Origin of the sequence: Flavobacterium antarcticum DSM 19726 (genome assembly GCF_000419685.1) — a bacterium.
GTDB lineage: Bacteria > Bacteroidota > Bacteroidia > Flavobacteriales > Flavobacteriaceae > Flavobacterium > Flavobacterium antarcticum.
Window position 1 is genome coordinate 151,706 of sequence record NZ_ATTM01000007.1, and the last position, 16,899, is coordinate 168,604.

The 16,899-nt window shown below is 35.4% G+C and carries 15 protein-coding genes; 11 read left to right on the plus strand and 4 right to left on the minus strand.

Annotated elements, in window-relative coordinates; all coding sequences use genetic code 11:
- Positions 1-4 precede the first annotated feature (4 nt).
- Positions 5-745, minus strand: a complete 741-nt coding sequence (locus tag YWA_RS0113045; RefSeq protein ID WP_022828958.1) for a lysophospholipid acyltransferase family protein — start codon at positions 743-745, stop codon at positions 5-7.
- 113 nt (positions 746-858) lie between these two features.
- Here YWA_RS0113045 and trpS point away from each other — a divergent pair, with 113 nt between their 5' ends.
- Complete coding sequence (gene trpS, locus YWA_RS0113050; protein ID WP_026718799.1) at positions 859-1,836, plus strand: tryptophan--tRNA ligase; 978 nt, start codon at positions 859-861, stop codon at positions 1,834-1,836.
- A gap of 130 nt (positions 1,837-1,966) precedes the next feature.
- The gene (locus tag YWA_RS0113055; RefSeq protein ID WP_022828960.1) at positions 1,967-2,782 is read left to right on the plus strand and encodes a hypothetical protein; all 816 of its coding nucleotides are present in this window, start codon (positions 1,967-1,969) and stop codon (positions 2,780-2,782) included.
- 60 nt (positions 2,783-2,842) lie between these two features.
- On the opposite strand, the gene dprA is transcribed toward YWA_RS0113055, so the two are convergent.
- A complete protein-coding gene (dprA, locus tag YWA_RS0113060) occupies positions 2,843-3,943 on the minus strand; it encodes a DNA-processing protein DprA (protein ID WP_022828961.1) in 1,101 nt (366 codons plus the stop codon).
- Between the two features lie 101 nt (positions 3,944-4,044).
- Here dprA and YWA_RS0113065 point away from each other — a divergent pair, with 101 nt between their 5' ends.
- Both YWA_RS0113065 and YWA_RS0113070 read left to right on the plus strand, forming a co-directional pair.
- Positions 4,045-4,980 carry an HU domain-containing protein gene (locus YWA_RS0113065; RefSeq protein ID WP_022828962.1) on the plus strand — a complete coding sequence of 312 codons (936 nt, stop codon included), beginning with the start codon at positions 4,045-4,047 and terminating at the stop codon, positions 4,978-4,980.
- Positions 4,981-5,043: 63 nt separating this feature from the next.
- The gene (locus tag YWA_RS0113070; RefSeq protein WP_026718801.1) at positions 5,044-5,556 is read left to right on the plus strand and encodes an acyl-CoA thioesterase; all 513 of its coding nucleotides are present in this window, start codon (positions 5,044-5,046) and stop codon (positions 5,554-5,556) included.
- A 51-nt stretch (positions 5,557-5,607) separates the two neighbouring features.
- On the opposite strand, the gene YWA_RS0113075 is transcribed toward YWA_RS0113070, so the two are convergent.
- Positions 5,608-7,155, minus strand: a complete 1,548-nt coding sequence (locus YWA_RS0113075) for a glycine--tRNA ligase (RefSeq protein WP_022828964.1) — start codon at positions 7,153-7,155, stop codon at positions 5,608-5,610.
- 542 nt (positions 7,156-7,697) lie between these two features.
- The gene (locus YWA_RS15140) at positions 7,698-10,988 is read right to left on the minus strand and encodes a reprolysin-like metallopeptidase (protein ID WP_022828966.1); all 3,291 of its coding nucleotides are present in this window, start codon (positions 10,986-10,988) and stop codon (positions 7,698-7,700) included.
- Positions 10,989-11,158: 170 nt separating this feature from the next.
- On the opposite strand from YWA_RS15140, the gene YWA_RS0113090 reads away from it, so the two are divergent.
- The 7 genes from YWA_RS0113090 to YWA_RS0113120 all read left to right on the plus strand — a co-directional run bounded on the left by YWA_RS0113090 (position 11,159) and on the right by YWA_RS0113120 (position 16,772).
- Entirely contained in the window at positions 11,159-12,085 is a 927-nt protein-coding gene (locus YWA_RS0113090; protein ID WP_022828967.1) for a bifunctional riboflavin kinase/FAD synthetase, read from the plus strand.
- Between the two features lie 3 nt (positions 12,086-12,088).
- On the plus strand, positions 12,089-13,399 hold the full coding sequence (locus YWA_RS0113095) for an HTTM domain-containing protein (RefSeq protein WP_022828968.1): 1,311 nt from the start codon (positions 12,089-12,091) through the stop codon (positions 13,397-13,399).
- 139 nt (positions 13,400-13,538) lie between these two features.
- Positions 13,539-13,991, plus strand: a complete 453-nt coding sequence (locus YWA_RS0113100; protein ID WP_022828969.1) for a hypothetical protein — start codon at positions 13,539-13,541, stop codon at positions 13,989-13,991.
- Between the two features lie 132 nt (positions 13,992-14,123).
- Positions 14,124-15,209 (plus strand): biotin synthase BioB, encoded by a 1,086-nt coding sequence (gene bioB / locus YWA_RS0113105; RefSeq protein WP_022828970.1) that lies wholly within the window; start codon positions 14,124-14,126, stop codon positions 15,207-15,209.
- A gap of 171 nt (positions 15,210-15,380) precedes the next feature.
- A complete protein-coding gene (locus YWA_RS15865; RefSeq protein WP_022828971.1) occupies positions 15,381-15,509 on the plus strand; it encodes a hypothetical protein in 129 nt (42 codons plus the stop codon).
- 194 nt (positions 15,510-15,703) lie between these two features.
- Positions 15,704-16,387, plus strand: coding sequence for a ComF family protein (locus YWA_RS0113115; RefSeq protein WP_022828972.1), 684 nt, complete (start codon positions 15,704-15,706; stop codon positions 16,385-16,387).
- 67 nt (positions 16,388-16,454) lie between these two features.
- Complete coding sequence (locus YWA_RS0113120; protein ID WP_022828973.1) at positions 16,455-16,772, plus strand: hypothetical protein; 318 nt, start codon at positions 16,455-16,457, stop codon at positions 16,770-16,772.
- The last annotated feature ends 127 nt before the right edge of the window (positions 16,773-16,899 follow it).

A 16,899-nucleotide genomic window follows, 5' to 3' on the forward strand; every position in this document is an offset into this window, starting at 1 on the left:
AAAATTAAGCGTTAAATTTCAACAACTGATGATAAATCACAGTTCTTGTTTCGTCTCTTATTTCCTTTTTATCATTCATTCCTTTGCCTTCGGTTGGAATAGGTTTGTGAATTTTCACGCGCATGATTCCAGGTCCACCACTAAAAAAAGTGTAGGAGAATCGTTTTTTATTATCAGCAAATGTCAAAGGCACGATAGCAATTTGATGTTCAATTGCTAAACGAAACGCACCATCTTTAAATTCATCTAGAACAATTGTTTCGTCATTTGGAACACCACCTTCGGGAAAAATACAAATACTCAAACCGCTGTTTAATCTTTTCTGAGCTCTTTCAAAAACGGCCATTCTGCTTTTAGAATTAGCACGGTCCACTAAAATGCACGTTCTTTTGTAGAAATATCCGAACAAGGGAATTTTTGCCAATTCCACTTTTCCTACAAAGACAAACGGCTTTTTATTGACAGCCAACATCAACATAATATCGGTCATTGAAGTATGATTCGCGACAAACATATAACTTTTCTGTTTCTCTAATTTTGTTTCTTTTTCTACGGTATAATAAAAACCCGACGTAAATAAGGTAGATTTTGCCCAAATTCGTGCTAAAACAAAAAAGTACGGATACCATTTTTCTTTTAAACTCGCGACAAAAAGCAACGGAAACATTACAATAATGGGAAGTCCCATCATTAGGTAAAACCAAATCCGCCAAATAGTCCAAAAAATGATTTTAAGAAAACGCATTGTCCTGATGATTAATGAAAACTTTAAATACAAAAATTTTAAGTGGCTCAAATGTAAGAATTCAATCTTTACTTTTTACGAAAATCGGTACCTTTGCTAAAATTAAGTGGATTATGGCAAAAATTTTAACCGGGGTTCAAAGTACAGGAACGCCTCATTTAGGAAATCTTTTAGGTGCGATCATTCCTGCAATCGAATTATCGAACAAACCTGAGAACGAAACTTTTCTTTTTATTGCTGATTTACATTCCATCACGCAAATAAAAGAGGGACAAATATTAAGAGAAAACACATACAGTACTGCAGCAACTTGGCTTGCCTGTGGTGTTGATATTAATAAAGTAACTTTTTACCGTCAATCGGATGTTCCGCAAACGGCTGAGTTATCGTGGTATTTGTGTTGTTTTTTTCCGTTTCAACGTTTGACATTGGCACACTCTTTTAAAGATAAATCAGACAGATTAAGCGATGTAAACGCAGGATTATTTACCTATCCAATGCTGATGGCGGCTGATATTTTATTGTATGATGCTGAATTTGTTCCTGTTGGAAAAGACCAATTGCAGCATATTGAAATTACCCGCGATGTGGCTTCTCGTTTCAACAATCAAATGGGCGAAACTTTTGTTTTACCTGAATCTTATTTGCAAGAAGACACGAAATATGTTCCCGGAACTAACGGTGGGAAAATGAGTAAGTCAGCGAATAATATCATCAACATTTTCTTGGATGATAAAAAATTGCGCAAACAAGTAATGTCTATTGAAACCGACAGCACGCCTTTGGAAGAACCTAAAAACACGGAAACATGTAAGGTGTTTGCGATCTATAGATTATTGGCAACTGAAACACAAATCGCAGAATTAACGGAGAAATACAAGAATGTAAATAAAGATTTTGGTTGGGGTCATGCAAAACAAGCCTTGTTTGAACTGATTACAGAACGTTTTAAAACCGAACGCGAAAAATACAATTACTACATGTCACATACTTCGGAAATTGACGAAGCATTGGCTTTAGGTGCAGAAAAAGCAAAGGTTGTAGCAAATGGCGTTTTGAAAAGAGTTCGTGAAAAATTGGGTTACGAATAAATGCATTTTCATCTATAACACTAAGAATGTGGTTATTAAAATTTATTTAAGAAAATTTTAATAACCACATTCTGTTTAAGCCAAATCTATTGTATAATTTTATGGAACTTAATGCAAACAAATTCATATTATGAAAAAAATACACTTGTCCTCATTGGGACTTTTTACTTTAGCTCTTGCCACAATGACTTCTTGTAAAGATGAAAAAAAAATCGATACAACAGTTGAAACCACAATTGAAACGCCTGCAAAATCTGAAATTGCAGTGACTCCAATTGAAGATTCTAAAATGTTTCCAGGTGCCAAGTTAACGATTAGCTCACAAGTTGCTACTTCAGCTGACGCCGATTCTGTGAGTTTTAAAACAATGTACAAAGTGGCTAATTTTGAATTAACGATGCATACCGAAGGTCATAATGGTGAACACATGGCAAATTCCGGCCAAGGTCAACACATTCATTATATTTTGGACAACACGCCTTATGCAGCTTTGTACAAACCTGAAAACGAAGTGAAGTTGAAAAAAGGAAGCGAACATTATTTACTGTCTTTTTTATCGCGTTCTTATCATGAATCTTTGAAGGAAAAAGATGCATTCGTGTTGGAGCATTTCAAAATTAACGACAAAGGAGCTTATGAAAAATTAGCAACGCCAACTGCACCAATGTTGTTTTACAGCCGTCCAAAAGGCGAATATAAAGGTGCAGATACAAAAGCGATTTTATTGGACTTTTTTGTAGTCAACACCACATTAGCAAAAGACGGATATAAAGTACAAGCAAACGTAAACGGTCAGGATTTCATGTTAGACGAATGGAGACCTTACCAAATCACTGGACTTCCAATGGGTGAAAACGTAATTAAATTGACCCTTATGGATGCAAGTGGAAATGTCGTTTCTGGAGAAAATACTTCTGTAGAACGCAAAATTACGTTAATGGAATAAGTTTAATTTTTGGTTTAAATATTGAAAGCGATGCTATTAAGTTAGTGTCGCTTTTTTTGTCTAAATCGCCTCAAATAATTTCCCCGGCAAAGGTCTAATTACTCCTTTCAGTTCCATGTTTAATAACATTCCTGATAAAACGTAAATAGGAAAACCGCAATCTAAAGCAATCGTATCCATTAATTCTTTTCCTTTTTGCAAAAGATAATCGTAGACTATTTGTTCGTCAGGTTGTAAATCGACAAATAGTTGCTTTTGAACTCCTTTTGTCGATTCTTTAATGTCCCAATTTAGCATGTAAATTAAATCGGCGGCACTGGTTAACAAATTTGCCTTTTGGGTTTTAATCAGATTATTGCACCCCAAACTATACTTGTCTGTAATTCTTCCCGGAACTGCAAAAACATCGCGATTGTAATCATTTGCCAACATTGCAGTAATTAAGGAACCGCCTCTTTCGGCAGATTCAATGACGATTGTTGCTTCAGACATTCCCGCTACAATCCGATTTCTTTTGACGAAATTTTCTTTATCGGGATTGCTGTTGCTCCAAAACTCCGTCATAAAACCACCATTTTCTTCCATTTTTTTGCAATACTTTTTATGAGAAGCAGGATAAATTTGGTTCAAACCATGTGCTAAAACTCCAATTGTTTGTAAGCCGTGTTCCATTGCCGCTTGATGAGCCACAATGTCAACGCCGTAAGCGAATCCACTGACGATTATTGGATTCAAAGGAGCTATTTCTGCAATTAGATTTCTGCAAAATTCAGCGCCATGCGAAGTGACTTGACGCGTTCCTACAATGCTAATAATTCTTCGCTTTTGCAAGTCGATGTTTCCGGCTGAAAACAATAAAATAGGTGAGTCGAAACAGTGTTTGAGTTTTTCAGGATATAAAATATCTTTGTAATAAAGTACGTCAATATCGTTGTCTTGAATGTATTTCAATTCGGCTTCTGCTTTCGCAAAAACAGATTTGTCTTTGAGGTTTTTTACTAAAACGGAACCAATTCCATCAATTGAAGTCAACTTATTGGCTTTGGCTTCAAAAATAGCGGACGCACTTTCAAAGTGGTTGAGTAGTTTCTTGGCAACTACATCGCCCACCAATTCTACTTTTTGGAGGGCTAAAAGCGAAAATAATTCTTGTTCTGTCATGGCAAATAATTGAATATCAAATTAAAGCTATTTTTTTAAATTGTTAATAAAAATTGTTGATAAAATTTTGTTCTCATGCCTTAATATCTAACTTTGTTGCTATGAAGATGGAACATTATATCGCGCAACTTTTATACAGATACCAATGTGTGACTGTACCTGGATTCGGAGCTTTTTTGACCGAAATTCAGCCGGCTCAATTGGTGGAAAGCACGAATACGTTTTACCCGCCGAAAAAAGTGATTTCGTTTAATTCTAATTTGAAAAATAACGATGGACTTCTAGCGAATCACATTTCACAAGCTGAAATGATTGGTTATGAAATTGCTGTTCAAAATATTTCAAAAGAAGTTTCTCTTTGGAAAAATGCTTTATTGAACCAACAAAATATTATTTTGAATGCAGTGGGAACTTTGCACCTCAACACTTCAGGAACTTTAAGTTTTGAAGCGTCGAGCCAAGTTAATTTTAATACGGCGTCATTTGGTTTGAATAGTTTTGTTTCGCCATTGGTACAACGCGAAGTTCTTGAAAAAATGCCTGAAGCAGTTGTTTCTGAACCGATCGTTATGGTTACTGAACCGACAACTTCTTCTAGAAATTCATACTTAAAATATGCTGCTGTTTTCATTTTAGCATTATCGGTTGCCGGAAGTATTGGTTACAAAGTGTACGATACTAAAATGGACGAAGAAATGAGATTGGTGCAAACTGAAGTTCAAAAAGACGTTCAAAATAAAATACAAGAAGCAACTTTTTTCATCGAAAATCCGTTGCCAAATGTTACTTTAACGGTAAAAGAAGAAAAGAAAGCCTATCATATTGTAGCAGGCGCTTTTAGCAGTGAAACCAATGCGGCAAAACAGTTAAAAATACTTGAAGCAAAAGGTTTTAAAGGAAAAATATTAGAACGAAATAAATACGGCTTGGTTCCGGTACTTTACGGTAGCTACAGCACCTACGCTGAATCGCAAGTAGCCTTGAAAGAAATTCACAGAACAGACAATCGAGAAGCTTGGCTTTTGATTAAAGATTAATAAAAAATCCCGATGTTTCATCGGGATTTTTGTTTTTACGTTGCTATCTTTGCTAAAAAACTGATGACACCAAAATTTGCATCCGAATCTTTAGCGATTTTAACCGATTTAGTTTTGCCGAGCGAAACAAATCCTTTGAATAATTTATTTGGTGGTGAATTACTTGCCCGAATGGACCGTGCTGCAAGTATTGCTGCTCGACGACATTCGCGAAGAATTGTGGTTACGGCATCGGTAAATCACGTGGCTTTTAACCGTGCTATTCCTTTAGGAAGTGTGGTTACGGTTGAAGCAAAAGTTTCTCGGAGCTTTAAAAGTTCTATGGAAATTTACATTGACGTTTGGATTGAAGACCGTGAATCGGGTCATAAAAATAAAGCGAATGAAGCCATTTATACTTTTGTGGCTGTTGACGATACAGGAAGACCTGTGGAAGTAGCACAAGTAATCCCAGAAACTGAATTAGAAAAACAACGTTTCGAAGCGGCTTTACGAAGAAAACAATTGAGTTTAGTTTTAGCCGGAAAGATGAAACCATCAGAAGCAACGGAGCTAAAAGCTTTATTTATGGAATAAAAAAAACGGAGACTTTAGGGTCTCCGTTTTTAATTTATGAAAGTTGGAAATTTACTTCCCTATCTTCATCAACCAATTTTTCATCGAAACTTCACTTTCAATAATTTCTCGTAAATCAGTGATGGCTACTCGATCCTGCTTCATAGTATCACGGTGACGAATAGTAACCGTTTGATCTTCGATACTTTGATGATCTACAGTTATACAGAACGGCGTTCCCAAAGCATCTTGTCTTCGGTAACGTCTTCCAACCGCATCTTTTTCGTCGTAAGCTACGTTGAAATCCCATTTTAAATCTGCCATAATTTGTTTAGCGATATCGGGCAAACCATCTTTCTTTACCAATGGTAAAATGGCAGCTTTTGTAGGTGCTAAAACCGATGGTAATTTTAAAACCGTACGTGTTGAACCGTCTTCTAATTCTTCTTCTTTTAATGAAGTTGCAAAAACAGATAAGAACATTCGGTCTAAACCTACGGATGTTTCCACCACATAAGGCGTGTAATTTTTGTTTTCTTCCGTATCGAAATATTGTAATTTCTTGTTTGAAAATTCTTCGTGTGCTTTCAAATCGAAATCCGTTCTCGAGTGAATTCCTTCTAATTCTTTAAATCCGAATGGGAAATTAAATTCGATATCAGCGGCTGCATTGGCATAATGTGCTAGTTTATCGTGGTCGTGGAAGCGGTAGTTTTTCTCGCCTAAACCTAAAGACAAATGCCAATTTAGTCGGGTTGTTTTCCAGTATTCGTACCATTTCATTTCTTCGCCTGGTTTTACAAAAAATTGCATTTCCATTTGTTCAAATTCCCGCATACGGAAGATGAATTGTCGGGCAACGATTTCGTTACGGAACGCTTTTCCTGTTTGAGCAATTCCAAACGGGATTTTCATTCTGCCTGATTTCTGTACGTTTAAGAAATTAACAAAAATACCTTGAGCCGTTTCTGGACGAAGGTATAAATCCATCGCAGTATCAGCAGAAGCTCCTAATTTTGTACCAAACATCAAATTGAATTGCTTCACTTCGGTCCAGTTTTTAGAACCGGTTTCTGGGTCAGCGATTTCTAATTCTTCAATTAATGCTTTAACATCGGCAAGATCTCCGTCTCCAAGAGATTTCCCCATTCGTGCTAGAATACTGTTCTTTTTAGAAAGGTATTCCATCACACGAGGGTTGGTCGTTTCATATTCAGCTCTATTAAACGCTTCACCAAAACGAACACTTGCTTTTTCTATTTCTTTTTCGGCTTTCTGATTTAATTTTTCGGCATAATCCTCAATTAAAACGTCGGCACGGTATCTTTTTTTAGAATCTTTGTTGTCAATTAACGGGTCGTTAAAAGCATCAACGTGTCCAGATGCTTTCCAAGTCGTAGGATGCATCAAAATTGACGCGTCAAGACCTACGATGTTTTCGTGCATTTGCACCATCGATTTCCACCAGTATTCACGGATGTTTTTCTTTAATTCAACGCCATTTTGTGCGTAATCATAAACCGCACTTAAACCATCATAAATTTCGCTTGACGGAAAAATATATCCATACTCTTTTGCGTGCGAAACTACATTTTTGAATAAATCTTCTTGTTTTGCCATAGTGTTGCAAAAGTATAAAATTGATTGTACTATAGCGAATAATTAAGGTGAAAAACCACTTCTTTTGAAATCTAAGCATCTTTATTGCAAAAACTTCTTTCATACAAAAACCACCAAGTAAATTATAAGTTTAGATATAAATTAAACTGTTGTTGTGGAATGATTTTATTTTGTTTCTTCTTGAATATTTAGATTCCGTAGTTTTAACTGTGATTGTACCTGCATCAATTGCCACCTTGGCATGAAAAGTCACGTGTTCAAATGAGAAAAGCATTGGCATCCGATAAGTATGAAACAATGCGTCAGTAAACTCTTTAGGAGTAGTTTCAAACTAGATTTCATTTGTGATATTTGCTTTACAACGCATTTTGTCAGTTTACAAAACCGATCATAAAACTTAAATGCATGTGTGTTTTTTCATTAATTTAGTAAATCTTTCACAATAAGAATATTGCGTACTTAAATATTCTAATTTTAAAATTTATTTCACAAAAAAACCCAACTATTACTAGTTGAGTTTCTTCATTATTAATTGTGGAAATCTACTTAATTATAATTCTTTCCACTTGTGTTCTTTCACCATCAGACACTGCCATTAAATATACACCCGATTGAATTGTATTTAACTGCACATTTTCATTGAAATTACCTTTTACATTATAATTTTTGTTGAAAATAGTTCTACCACTCATGTCGTACACTTTCAAGGTAACTTTATCCGTAGTTGCATTATTGAATTTTACGTTAAAGTTTCCACTATTAGGATTTGGATACACCATTAAATCTGAGAACTCATTTTTCACCACTTCTAAAGGCGGCGTTGGACTACAGAAGTTAATTCCCCAACTGTTTAAAACTCCTCCATCACCGTTCGTTAGGTCGCTAACCGTTAATGTCCAAACTCCTTGTGAAGTTTGTCCGTTGAAACCTGCTAAGGGTTGAGCTGGAATTATAGTGCCGGAAATCGCAGGATTAGTACCGCAAAATATAGTTGTTCCTGCATCATCAAAAGTAGCAATGATGTTATCACGTGATCCACATTTATTTGAGAATAACTGAACTACGGTTCCATTTGGACTTGTTAAAGTAACTGTCAGGTCACTGATCCAAGTGTGTGAAATATCTAACTTCACCTTTACATCGTTTATTGTCACACTATCCAGTGCGTCAACAGTAATTGTGGAAGTTATCGTACTTGGCTGAAGTGAAATACCAATAGGAACATCTAAAGATTCAGCAAATCCACAGAAAGTAGTCGAGAAAGTTGAGGCGTTACTGAATGCAGCAGAACAACCCTCATTTTTAGGTTGGATACGCCAAAAATAAGATTGTAAACTTTCTAAGGTTGTTGAAATATAGGAGTTGGTAGCCACAGTTGCAGTTTCAACAATGGTGTCGAAATTTGCATCTGTAGCAATTTGAACGTCGTAATTTGTAGCTCCATTAGAAGCTGTCCAATTAAAAAGGACCTCGTTTGGTGTTACTACGGCTGCATTTGTTGGTGTCGTCAAGTTTACAGCGGTAAAAGCATTATCTAAAATGTTTGCATAGAAATTCAGCACTTTCGTTGTGCCACCTGAAACGGCTTGTACATTAATCGTATATAATTGCGGAATCACGTCCGTTGAAGAATTTAGCGTCATCAGTACATCCGTATCGCTTGTCGCAGAAGCCGGATTAAAGCTTACCGTAATTCCTGCAGGTAAATTTGCCGCTGTAAAAGTAGTAGTTCCGCTAAATCCTCCATAAGTTTCATATGATAAAGTATAATTTAATGAACCTCCTTTACACACTGATTTATTTTGTTCACCTTCTATTCTTAAAGCTGTTACTGAAAAAGTACTTGGTGCTTCCGTAATTGTGAAATTGGCGTTAGAAATATCAAAGAAGATATTATCATGACCTTGTACCATTATTCGGTTGGTCGTTCCAACAAGATTTGGAATCGTCACAATCTCAGAACCATCATTTGGCACTTGACTTGCTAATAAAATTGGAAAAGTACTTCCGTTATTGGTAGACATGTAAATATCTACAAATCTGGTATTTACTGGTGCAAGATCAGTAGAAGCTACGTCCCAAGTAATGATCTGATTCGAGCCACCTGGATACGAAATTGTCGCATTTTGTGAGGTTATAGAAAAAGGTCCTGCAACATCAGAAACTGTTACTTTCATCTCACCTGTTCCAGTTTGACCGCCTCCTGCGGCATTGTCACGAACCGTTAATGCAAAATTCATAACCCGTCCAACAGCTGGTAAAACTTCCCATGTTGTAGCTAATTGACCTGCTAAAATAGTTGCTTTTTTTGGAAAGAAACGAGAAGGACTTACTGTTCCTCTCTCTGATCGAAACAATGGTCCAGAAGTTTCAAACTGACCGGGTCCCGCTGAATTTGCTTGATTGGAAAGCTCAGGATCATTCTGTTCCCAAGTATAATTTAATGCATCTCCATCAGCATCTGTGGCGTTACCTGTCAATACAAAAGGAGTTGACTTTGGGATTACATAATTTTGAAGCGGACTTACCACAGGTGCTGTGTTGGTAAAAACGGTGATTTGAGCACAACTTGAACTTACACCACTTTTTATATTATTCGTAATGTCGCGAATATTTACGTAATGAAAATAATCATCACTTTTATTCTGAACATTTGGCGCACAAATTCCTGCGTAACCCATAATTGTCGAAGCACTTCCAGGCTCTACCTCCGTCAAACCACTTCCTGAAAAACAACTGGAATTGGATTGGGTATGATAACCGCCAAATTGATGACCCATTTCATGTGCCACATAATCAATATCAAAAGCATCACCCGTTGGATTCGAACGACCTGTATAACCACGTCCCTTATGACTAGAACTGCTTGGTGAACTTGTTGTACTACATACACAACCAATGCATCCCGCATTTCCACCACCACTTGTGTTGAAATTGTGTCCAATATCATAATTCGCTAAACCAATAGCTGCATCGATCGTTTGAGCCGTTTTAGTATTGTACTCACCCGTCCATGGATCATTCGAAGCATTAAAATAAATAATTAAGTCATTATTAGCCACAAAAATCATTGTAATCGCTAAATCTCTTTCATAAACACCGTTTACACGCGTCATGGTAATTGCCATTCGCGCTTGGATATTCGCTTTTTTCTGTTGAACAGTTCCCGCTCCAGCAAAAAGAGCACCATATTCTCCCGTACAAGATAAAGCCAATCGATAGGTTCTTAATTTAGAATCATCCGTTGCATTTGCTCTACTTTCCTCTAGTATATTGCGTTCTAAACTTGGCAATGCAACATCTTCCGCAGTCAAACATTCAAAATCTTGTGCCGTTTCACTAAGTGCACTTCTTTCATAAACAATATAAGTTGCAAGATCTGAAGTATAAGGATCAATGTATATAGTGCTTTTACCAGGTGTAAAAGTAATATTGTGCAAACCAAATTGCGTAACAGAAAATCGTGCTACTGACCCCGGATTATCCACTCCTTGAGCAGCATACGATTTTATCATGGGGAATTTTCGAGCTAATTCTGCTTCCATAATTGGCGTTTCCATAACGTAAAAACGTTCTAAATATCCTTCCGCATTGGGCAAATAAATGAGTTGTGTAGAACGACCCGAAAAAGCACCACGAACGGGAGCTCCTTCCAACTGTTGTTTAAACTTCACTAAATCAAGTTGAAATAATTTATAAGTGGTAGGAAATGAACTACGATTAACTTTTTCTAACATTCCAACTCGGGATTCGTCTGATTTTGTCCAAGCATTCTGTCCAAAGCTTAGAGAGAACGTAAAAATCGCAATTAGTAATAATGTAATTTTTTTCATGAAAATATATTTAAAAGATAAAAATCAATGTGATAAGATGCCAAATATAAGAATAACTTCATGTTTAATAATTGAACAAGTCAAAAAATATGTTAAACTTTAAATTATATACGTTATGATTTCATTTATGGATTGTATCGCTTAAATTTGTCGCGAATAAAAGCGCAATTTTGAATATTTATCATTCTATACACGATTTCACGACTTCAAAGAAAACTATTTTTACTTTAGGTACTTTTGACGGGGTTCATGTGGGACATACGAAGATTATCGAACGTTTGTTGAAAGCGAGTTCGGAGGAAGAACAGAGTTTAATTCTTACTTTCTTCCCACATCCCAGAATGGTTTTGCAGAAAGAATCGGATATAAAGTTGCTCAATACTATTGCTGAACGAACGGCACTTCTAGAAAAAGCTGGCTTGCAAAACTTGATCATTCACCCTTTTGACCAAGCGTTCTCTAGATTAACTGCCGAAGAATTTGTTAAAAATATTCTAGTCGATATTTTTAATATCAAAAAAATAATCATTGGTCACGACCACCGTTTCGGAAGAAACAGAACGGCTAATATTGATGATTTGATCTTGTACGGCAAAGAATACGGCTTTGAAGTAGAGCAAATTTCGGCGAAAGAAATTGACGAAGTTTCCATCAGTTCTACAAAAATCAGAAATGCTTTGAATGAAGGAAAAATTGCCTTGGCAAACGAATACTTAGGGTATCATTATTCTTTTTCAGGTACAGTTATTCACGGTAAAAAGCTCGGAAGAACGATTGGTTTTCCCACAGCAAATGTAAATATTGAAGAATCATACAAACTAATTCCTGCTATTGGTGTTTATGCTGTAAAATGTTTTATTGCAAATCAAGAAGTGAAGGGAATGCTAAACATTGGTACAAATCCCACTGTTGAAGGTCAAACGCTCTCTATTGAAGTGAATTTATTTGATTTTGATGCCGATTTATACGGTCAAACAATCACCGTTGAATTGATAAAACGCATTCGAGACGAACAAAAGTTTAATTCTGTGGATGATTTAAAGGCACAGTTAAATAAAGACCAACTTTTCGCCCGACAACTTTTTGAAAATGAATAAAAAATGCGACTTCAATTATTCAAACCCATTGACAACGCACCGTTAATTATTTTCCGAATCTTTTTCGGTTTACTTCTCGCGTTAGAAAGTTTTGGAGCCATTGCAACTGGTTGGGTAAAGCGCGTTTTTATTGATCCTGAATTTACTTTTTCACATATTGGTTTAGAATGGCTGCAACCTTTGCCTGGAGCTGGTATGTATTATTACTATGCTTTGATGGGAGTTTTGGGTATTGGTATCATGTTGGGTTTTAAATACCGATTTAGTATAATTGCATTTACAATCTTGTGGTCCGGTGTTTATTTTATGCAAAAATCTTCCTATAATAACCACTATTATTTGTTGCTATTAGTGAGTTTAATTATGATTGTTCTTCCCGCAAATCAATATGCTTCGCTTGACGCGAGAAATAATCCTGACTTGAAACGGCTTTCAATGCCGCAATGGTGTTCTTGGGTCATGATTGCACAAGTAGCCATTATGTATTTTTTTGCAACGGTTGCTAAATTCTATCCGGGTTGGTTAGACGGTAGTTTTCCTAAGTTATTATTTATTAGTAGTCCCTTCAAAATTTTAGAACCAATACTCAGCCATACTATATTTCACCTGTTCATCGCTTACTCGGGAATTCTGTTTGACCTCTTGATTATTCCTTTATTTCTATACCGGAAGACACGAACAGTTGCCTTTTTTGCAGCTTTATTTTTTCATATTTTCAATGCTGTGTTTTTACAAATTGGTATTTTCCCCTTCTTCGCTTTATCCTTTATTGTGTTTTGTTATCCACCTGATTTTATTAGAAAGATCTTTTTTAAAGCAAAGCCACGACTTGAATCCTTCGAGATTTCTTACGCGACTAAACCACTTTTAATTTGGTTTTTTATACCTTATTTTATCATTCAATTAGCGCTACCTGTTCGGCATTGGTTTATTCCGCACGACGTTTTATGGACGGAAGAAGGCCATCGTCTGAGTTGGCGAATGATGCTTCGCAGCCGACATGCAGTTACCGATTTTAGAATAATGGATCGTACAACAAATACGCAAATTCCCTACAATTACAAGGATCGATTGACGCATAAACAAAAATATTTTGTAGCAGCAAATCCGGATGGAATTTGGCAAATGACACAAATTATTAAAAACGAATTTGCAAAAAACAATCAAGAAGTTGATATTTACGTTGATTCGAAAGTTTCTATAAATGGAGGTCCGTACTATTTGTTTATAGATCCTACTGTTAATTTTACTACTGCGAAATGGAACTATTTTGGCCACGACGATTGGATTCTAGTGCCAAACCTTTACAAATAATGGCACTCTCTTTAAAAATTTCATGTAACAAAAGCGTTGAATTTTTCTTAAAATTATATTAAATCATTTTTAGTATTTCTCCGATCAAGACTTAATTTTTGTATTTTTAAGACAATAATTTATTTTAAAACAAAAAACCATGAAACTGAAACGCGAACTCATCAATGGATTTATCATATACCTCGGTATTGCCATTTACTTTCTAGTGATTGAATATTCAGGATTAGCCGACGAGTTTTATCTAAGAATTTTAAATATCGTAATTATTGGCTTCGGAATAAACTTAACAATTAAGCAAAATCACCAAGACGGAATCACTGGGTATTTTACCAATTTGATTTCAGGAATTATTACTTCAATGGTTGGAGCTATTCTAAGCGTCGGAAGTTTGCTCTTTTATATTCAATATAAAGGTGGAGAGGAATATTTAGCAAAGTTATCTAAAGGATTTTTATTTGGTGGTGGCGATTTAAATATTTCTTACTATTGCATTGGGTTGTTATTTGAATCCATGGCATCTTCCATAATTATCACCTTCATATTAATGCAGTTATGGAAAAATAAAGTAGAGACGATCAATCAGGTCGATTAAACTTCTCAAACTAGATAAATGAAGCGCTTGTTTTTGTAAAACTACAAATTTAGGCGCTTTTTTCGTTTATCAAAAAATTGCTTTTTACTTAAAAGGGAAATCGCTACTTTTGGAACATTATAAAATTTTAAGATGAGTACTACTAGAAATAACTGGACGAAAGAAGAAATAATAGCGATTTATAATAAGCCGATGATGGACTTATTATTTGAAGCTGCAACTGTTCACCGTCAATTTCACGACCCTAACGTGGTTCAAGTTTCCACTTTATTATCCATAAAAACTGGAGGTTGTCCAGAAGATTGTGGCTATTGTCCACAAGCCGCTCGTTACCACACGAAAGTAGAAGGCAACGATTTGATGACCGTTTCTCAAGTAAAAGCACAAGCTTTACGAGCTAAAGAAGGTGGTTCATCTCGTGTTTGTATGGGTGCTGCTTGGAGAAATGTAAAAGATGGCGAAGAATTTGACCAAGTATTAGAAATGGTTCGTACCATTAATAAGCTGGACATGGAAGTATGTTGTACTTTAGGTATGATTACGGAGAATCAAGCAAAACGTTTAGCAGAAGCGGGATTATACGCTTACAATCACAATTTAGATACGTCAGAAGAATATTATAAAGAAGTCATTTCAACACGTGGTTACGAAGACCGTTTGCAAACGATTGAAAATGTTCGGAAAACAAATGTAACCGTTTGTAGCGGCGGAATTATCGGAATGGGCGAAAGTATTGAAGACCGTGCAGGAATGCTGGTTGCTTTATCTACTCTGAATCCACAACCGGAATCTGTGCCAATAAACGCTTTAGTTGCCGTTGAAGGAACACCAATGGAACAAGAATTACCTGTTGAAATTTGGGAAATGATCCGAATGGTTGCTACTACTAGAATCATAATGCCACAAACGCAAGTCCGACTTTCTGCAGGACGGATGAATATGAACCGTGAAGGTCAAGCAATGTGCTTTTTGGCTGGAGCCAATTCAATTTTTGCCGGAGACAAATTACTTACAACACCAAATCCCGATGTTAATGAAGACATGAAAATGTTTGAAAAATTAGGCTTAAATCCACAAAAACCGTTTACGAAAGTTTCACAACCAAAAACGGTTGAAGCAGCAGATTCTGAATTTGCTCCTTTAGGCGAAAAACCAAAATGGACTCGTCCAGGACATAAAATTGAACGCAATTTAGAAGCTTCAGGAAAAGGTAAATAATAGTTTAAGAAATATTATTTTTTAAGAACTCTCAATTTTATTGGGAGTTTTTTATTTTATACTCCAAAAAAGAAGCAGGTTTGATTCTAAATAAGGTAAATTATGACAAATGTCATAGCACTTATAGCACAAGTGCTTTACATTTGGCCAATATCTAAAATTCTGTAAAACATGAAAGACACAACACTTTTTACATTGGACAACGGCACATTTATAATGGTCTTCGTTTTTGGTTTGGTAATCATTGGACTTATTGCCGCCGTTTTTATCATGATGAATTCAGATAAAAAAAAGAAATAATTTTTTAAATTATTATATTCTACAGAAACTCGCGGTAATTGATCGGGAGTTTTTTTATAGATACTAAAAAATATATCGTTCTAAATCATTCATATTGTGCATTGTATTAAAATTTTATGTACTTTTATCGTAAGATAATCGCCACGAAATTGATTTAAAAATCATTTTCAAATTTAATTTTAAAAGCCGTACAAATGATTAATTCCCTATTTAATCTATTCTTTCCACCTGCTTGTTTGGGCTGCGAAAAATTTTTATTAGCTAATGAAGCTGTAATTTGTACCCAATGTCGGCATGATCTTCCACTGACAAACCAACATTTAAATCTAGAAAATGAAGCGATGACCAAATTTTACGGTCGGCTTCCGATTGAACATGTTTCGTCGTTGATGTATTTTCACAAAAAGGGAATCGCTCAAGAACTGATTCATAATTTAAAATACCGTGGCCATCAAGAAGTGGGTACTTTGATTGGAAATTGGTACGGAACAGAACTTCAAAACTGCGAAACTTTGCGATCAATCGACGCCATTATTCCAATTCCGTTACATAAAAGAAAATTTAAAAAACGCGGATACAATCAAGTAACAACTTTTGGAGAGGCACTTTCAAAACAATTAAATTGTCCTTTTGACAACAGTATTTTAAAAAGACTTCAACACAGTAAAACCCAAACTTTTAAAAACTTGATGGGTCGAAATGAAATTAAATCACATACTTTTCAATCCTATTTCACCACCGAACACCACAACAAGCATTTCTTATTAATCGATGATGTAATGACTACTGGTGCAACTCTTGAAGCAGCCGGAAAAGCACTTTTAGAAATTCCAGGTATTAAAATTAGTATTGTTTGTATGGCGATGTCGCAAAGTTGATTCTATTAAAAAAAACTTATTTGCATTGTTATTATTTCTACATTTACTTTTAACTAAAAATCAAGTTATGAAAAAAGGCCTTTTGTTTTTAGTCATTGCAATAGCATGTCAGAGTTGTTTTTCATATAAAGCGGTTGAAAATAATTCCAGTCAATATGAAGTTGGAAAGTCGTACAGAATTAAACAAGGTAAAAAAGAAGACATCATAACCATTACCAGTAAAACCGATAGTACACTTGCCGTTTGGAGTAAGTTTGAAACCAAAACAATTGCAATCGATAAAATTTCAAAATCGGAAAGAAAGAAGTTTTCAATTGTGAAGACGCTGCTTTTACCGTTAACTATTATAGCTTCTGTAGTTCTATTATTTGTAATTGCTCATTAATTTTAAAATAGCGCAATTTCTTATAATTAACGTATTCAAAAACAAAATTAAAACTCACAACTTTACTTAAAAACATTTCATTCACACTAATTATAATTGTTATTTTGTGACTTACAAATTTCACTTT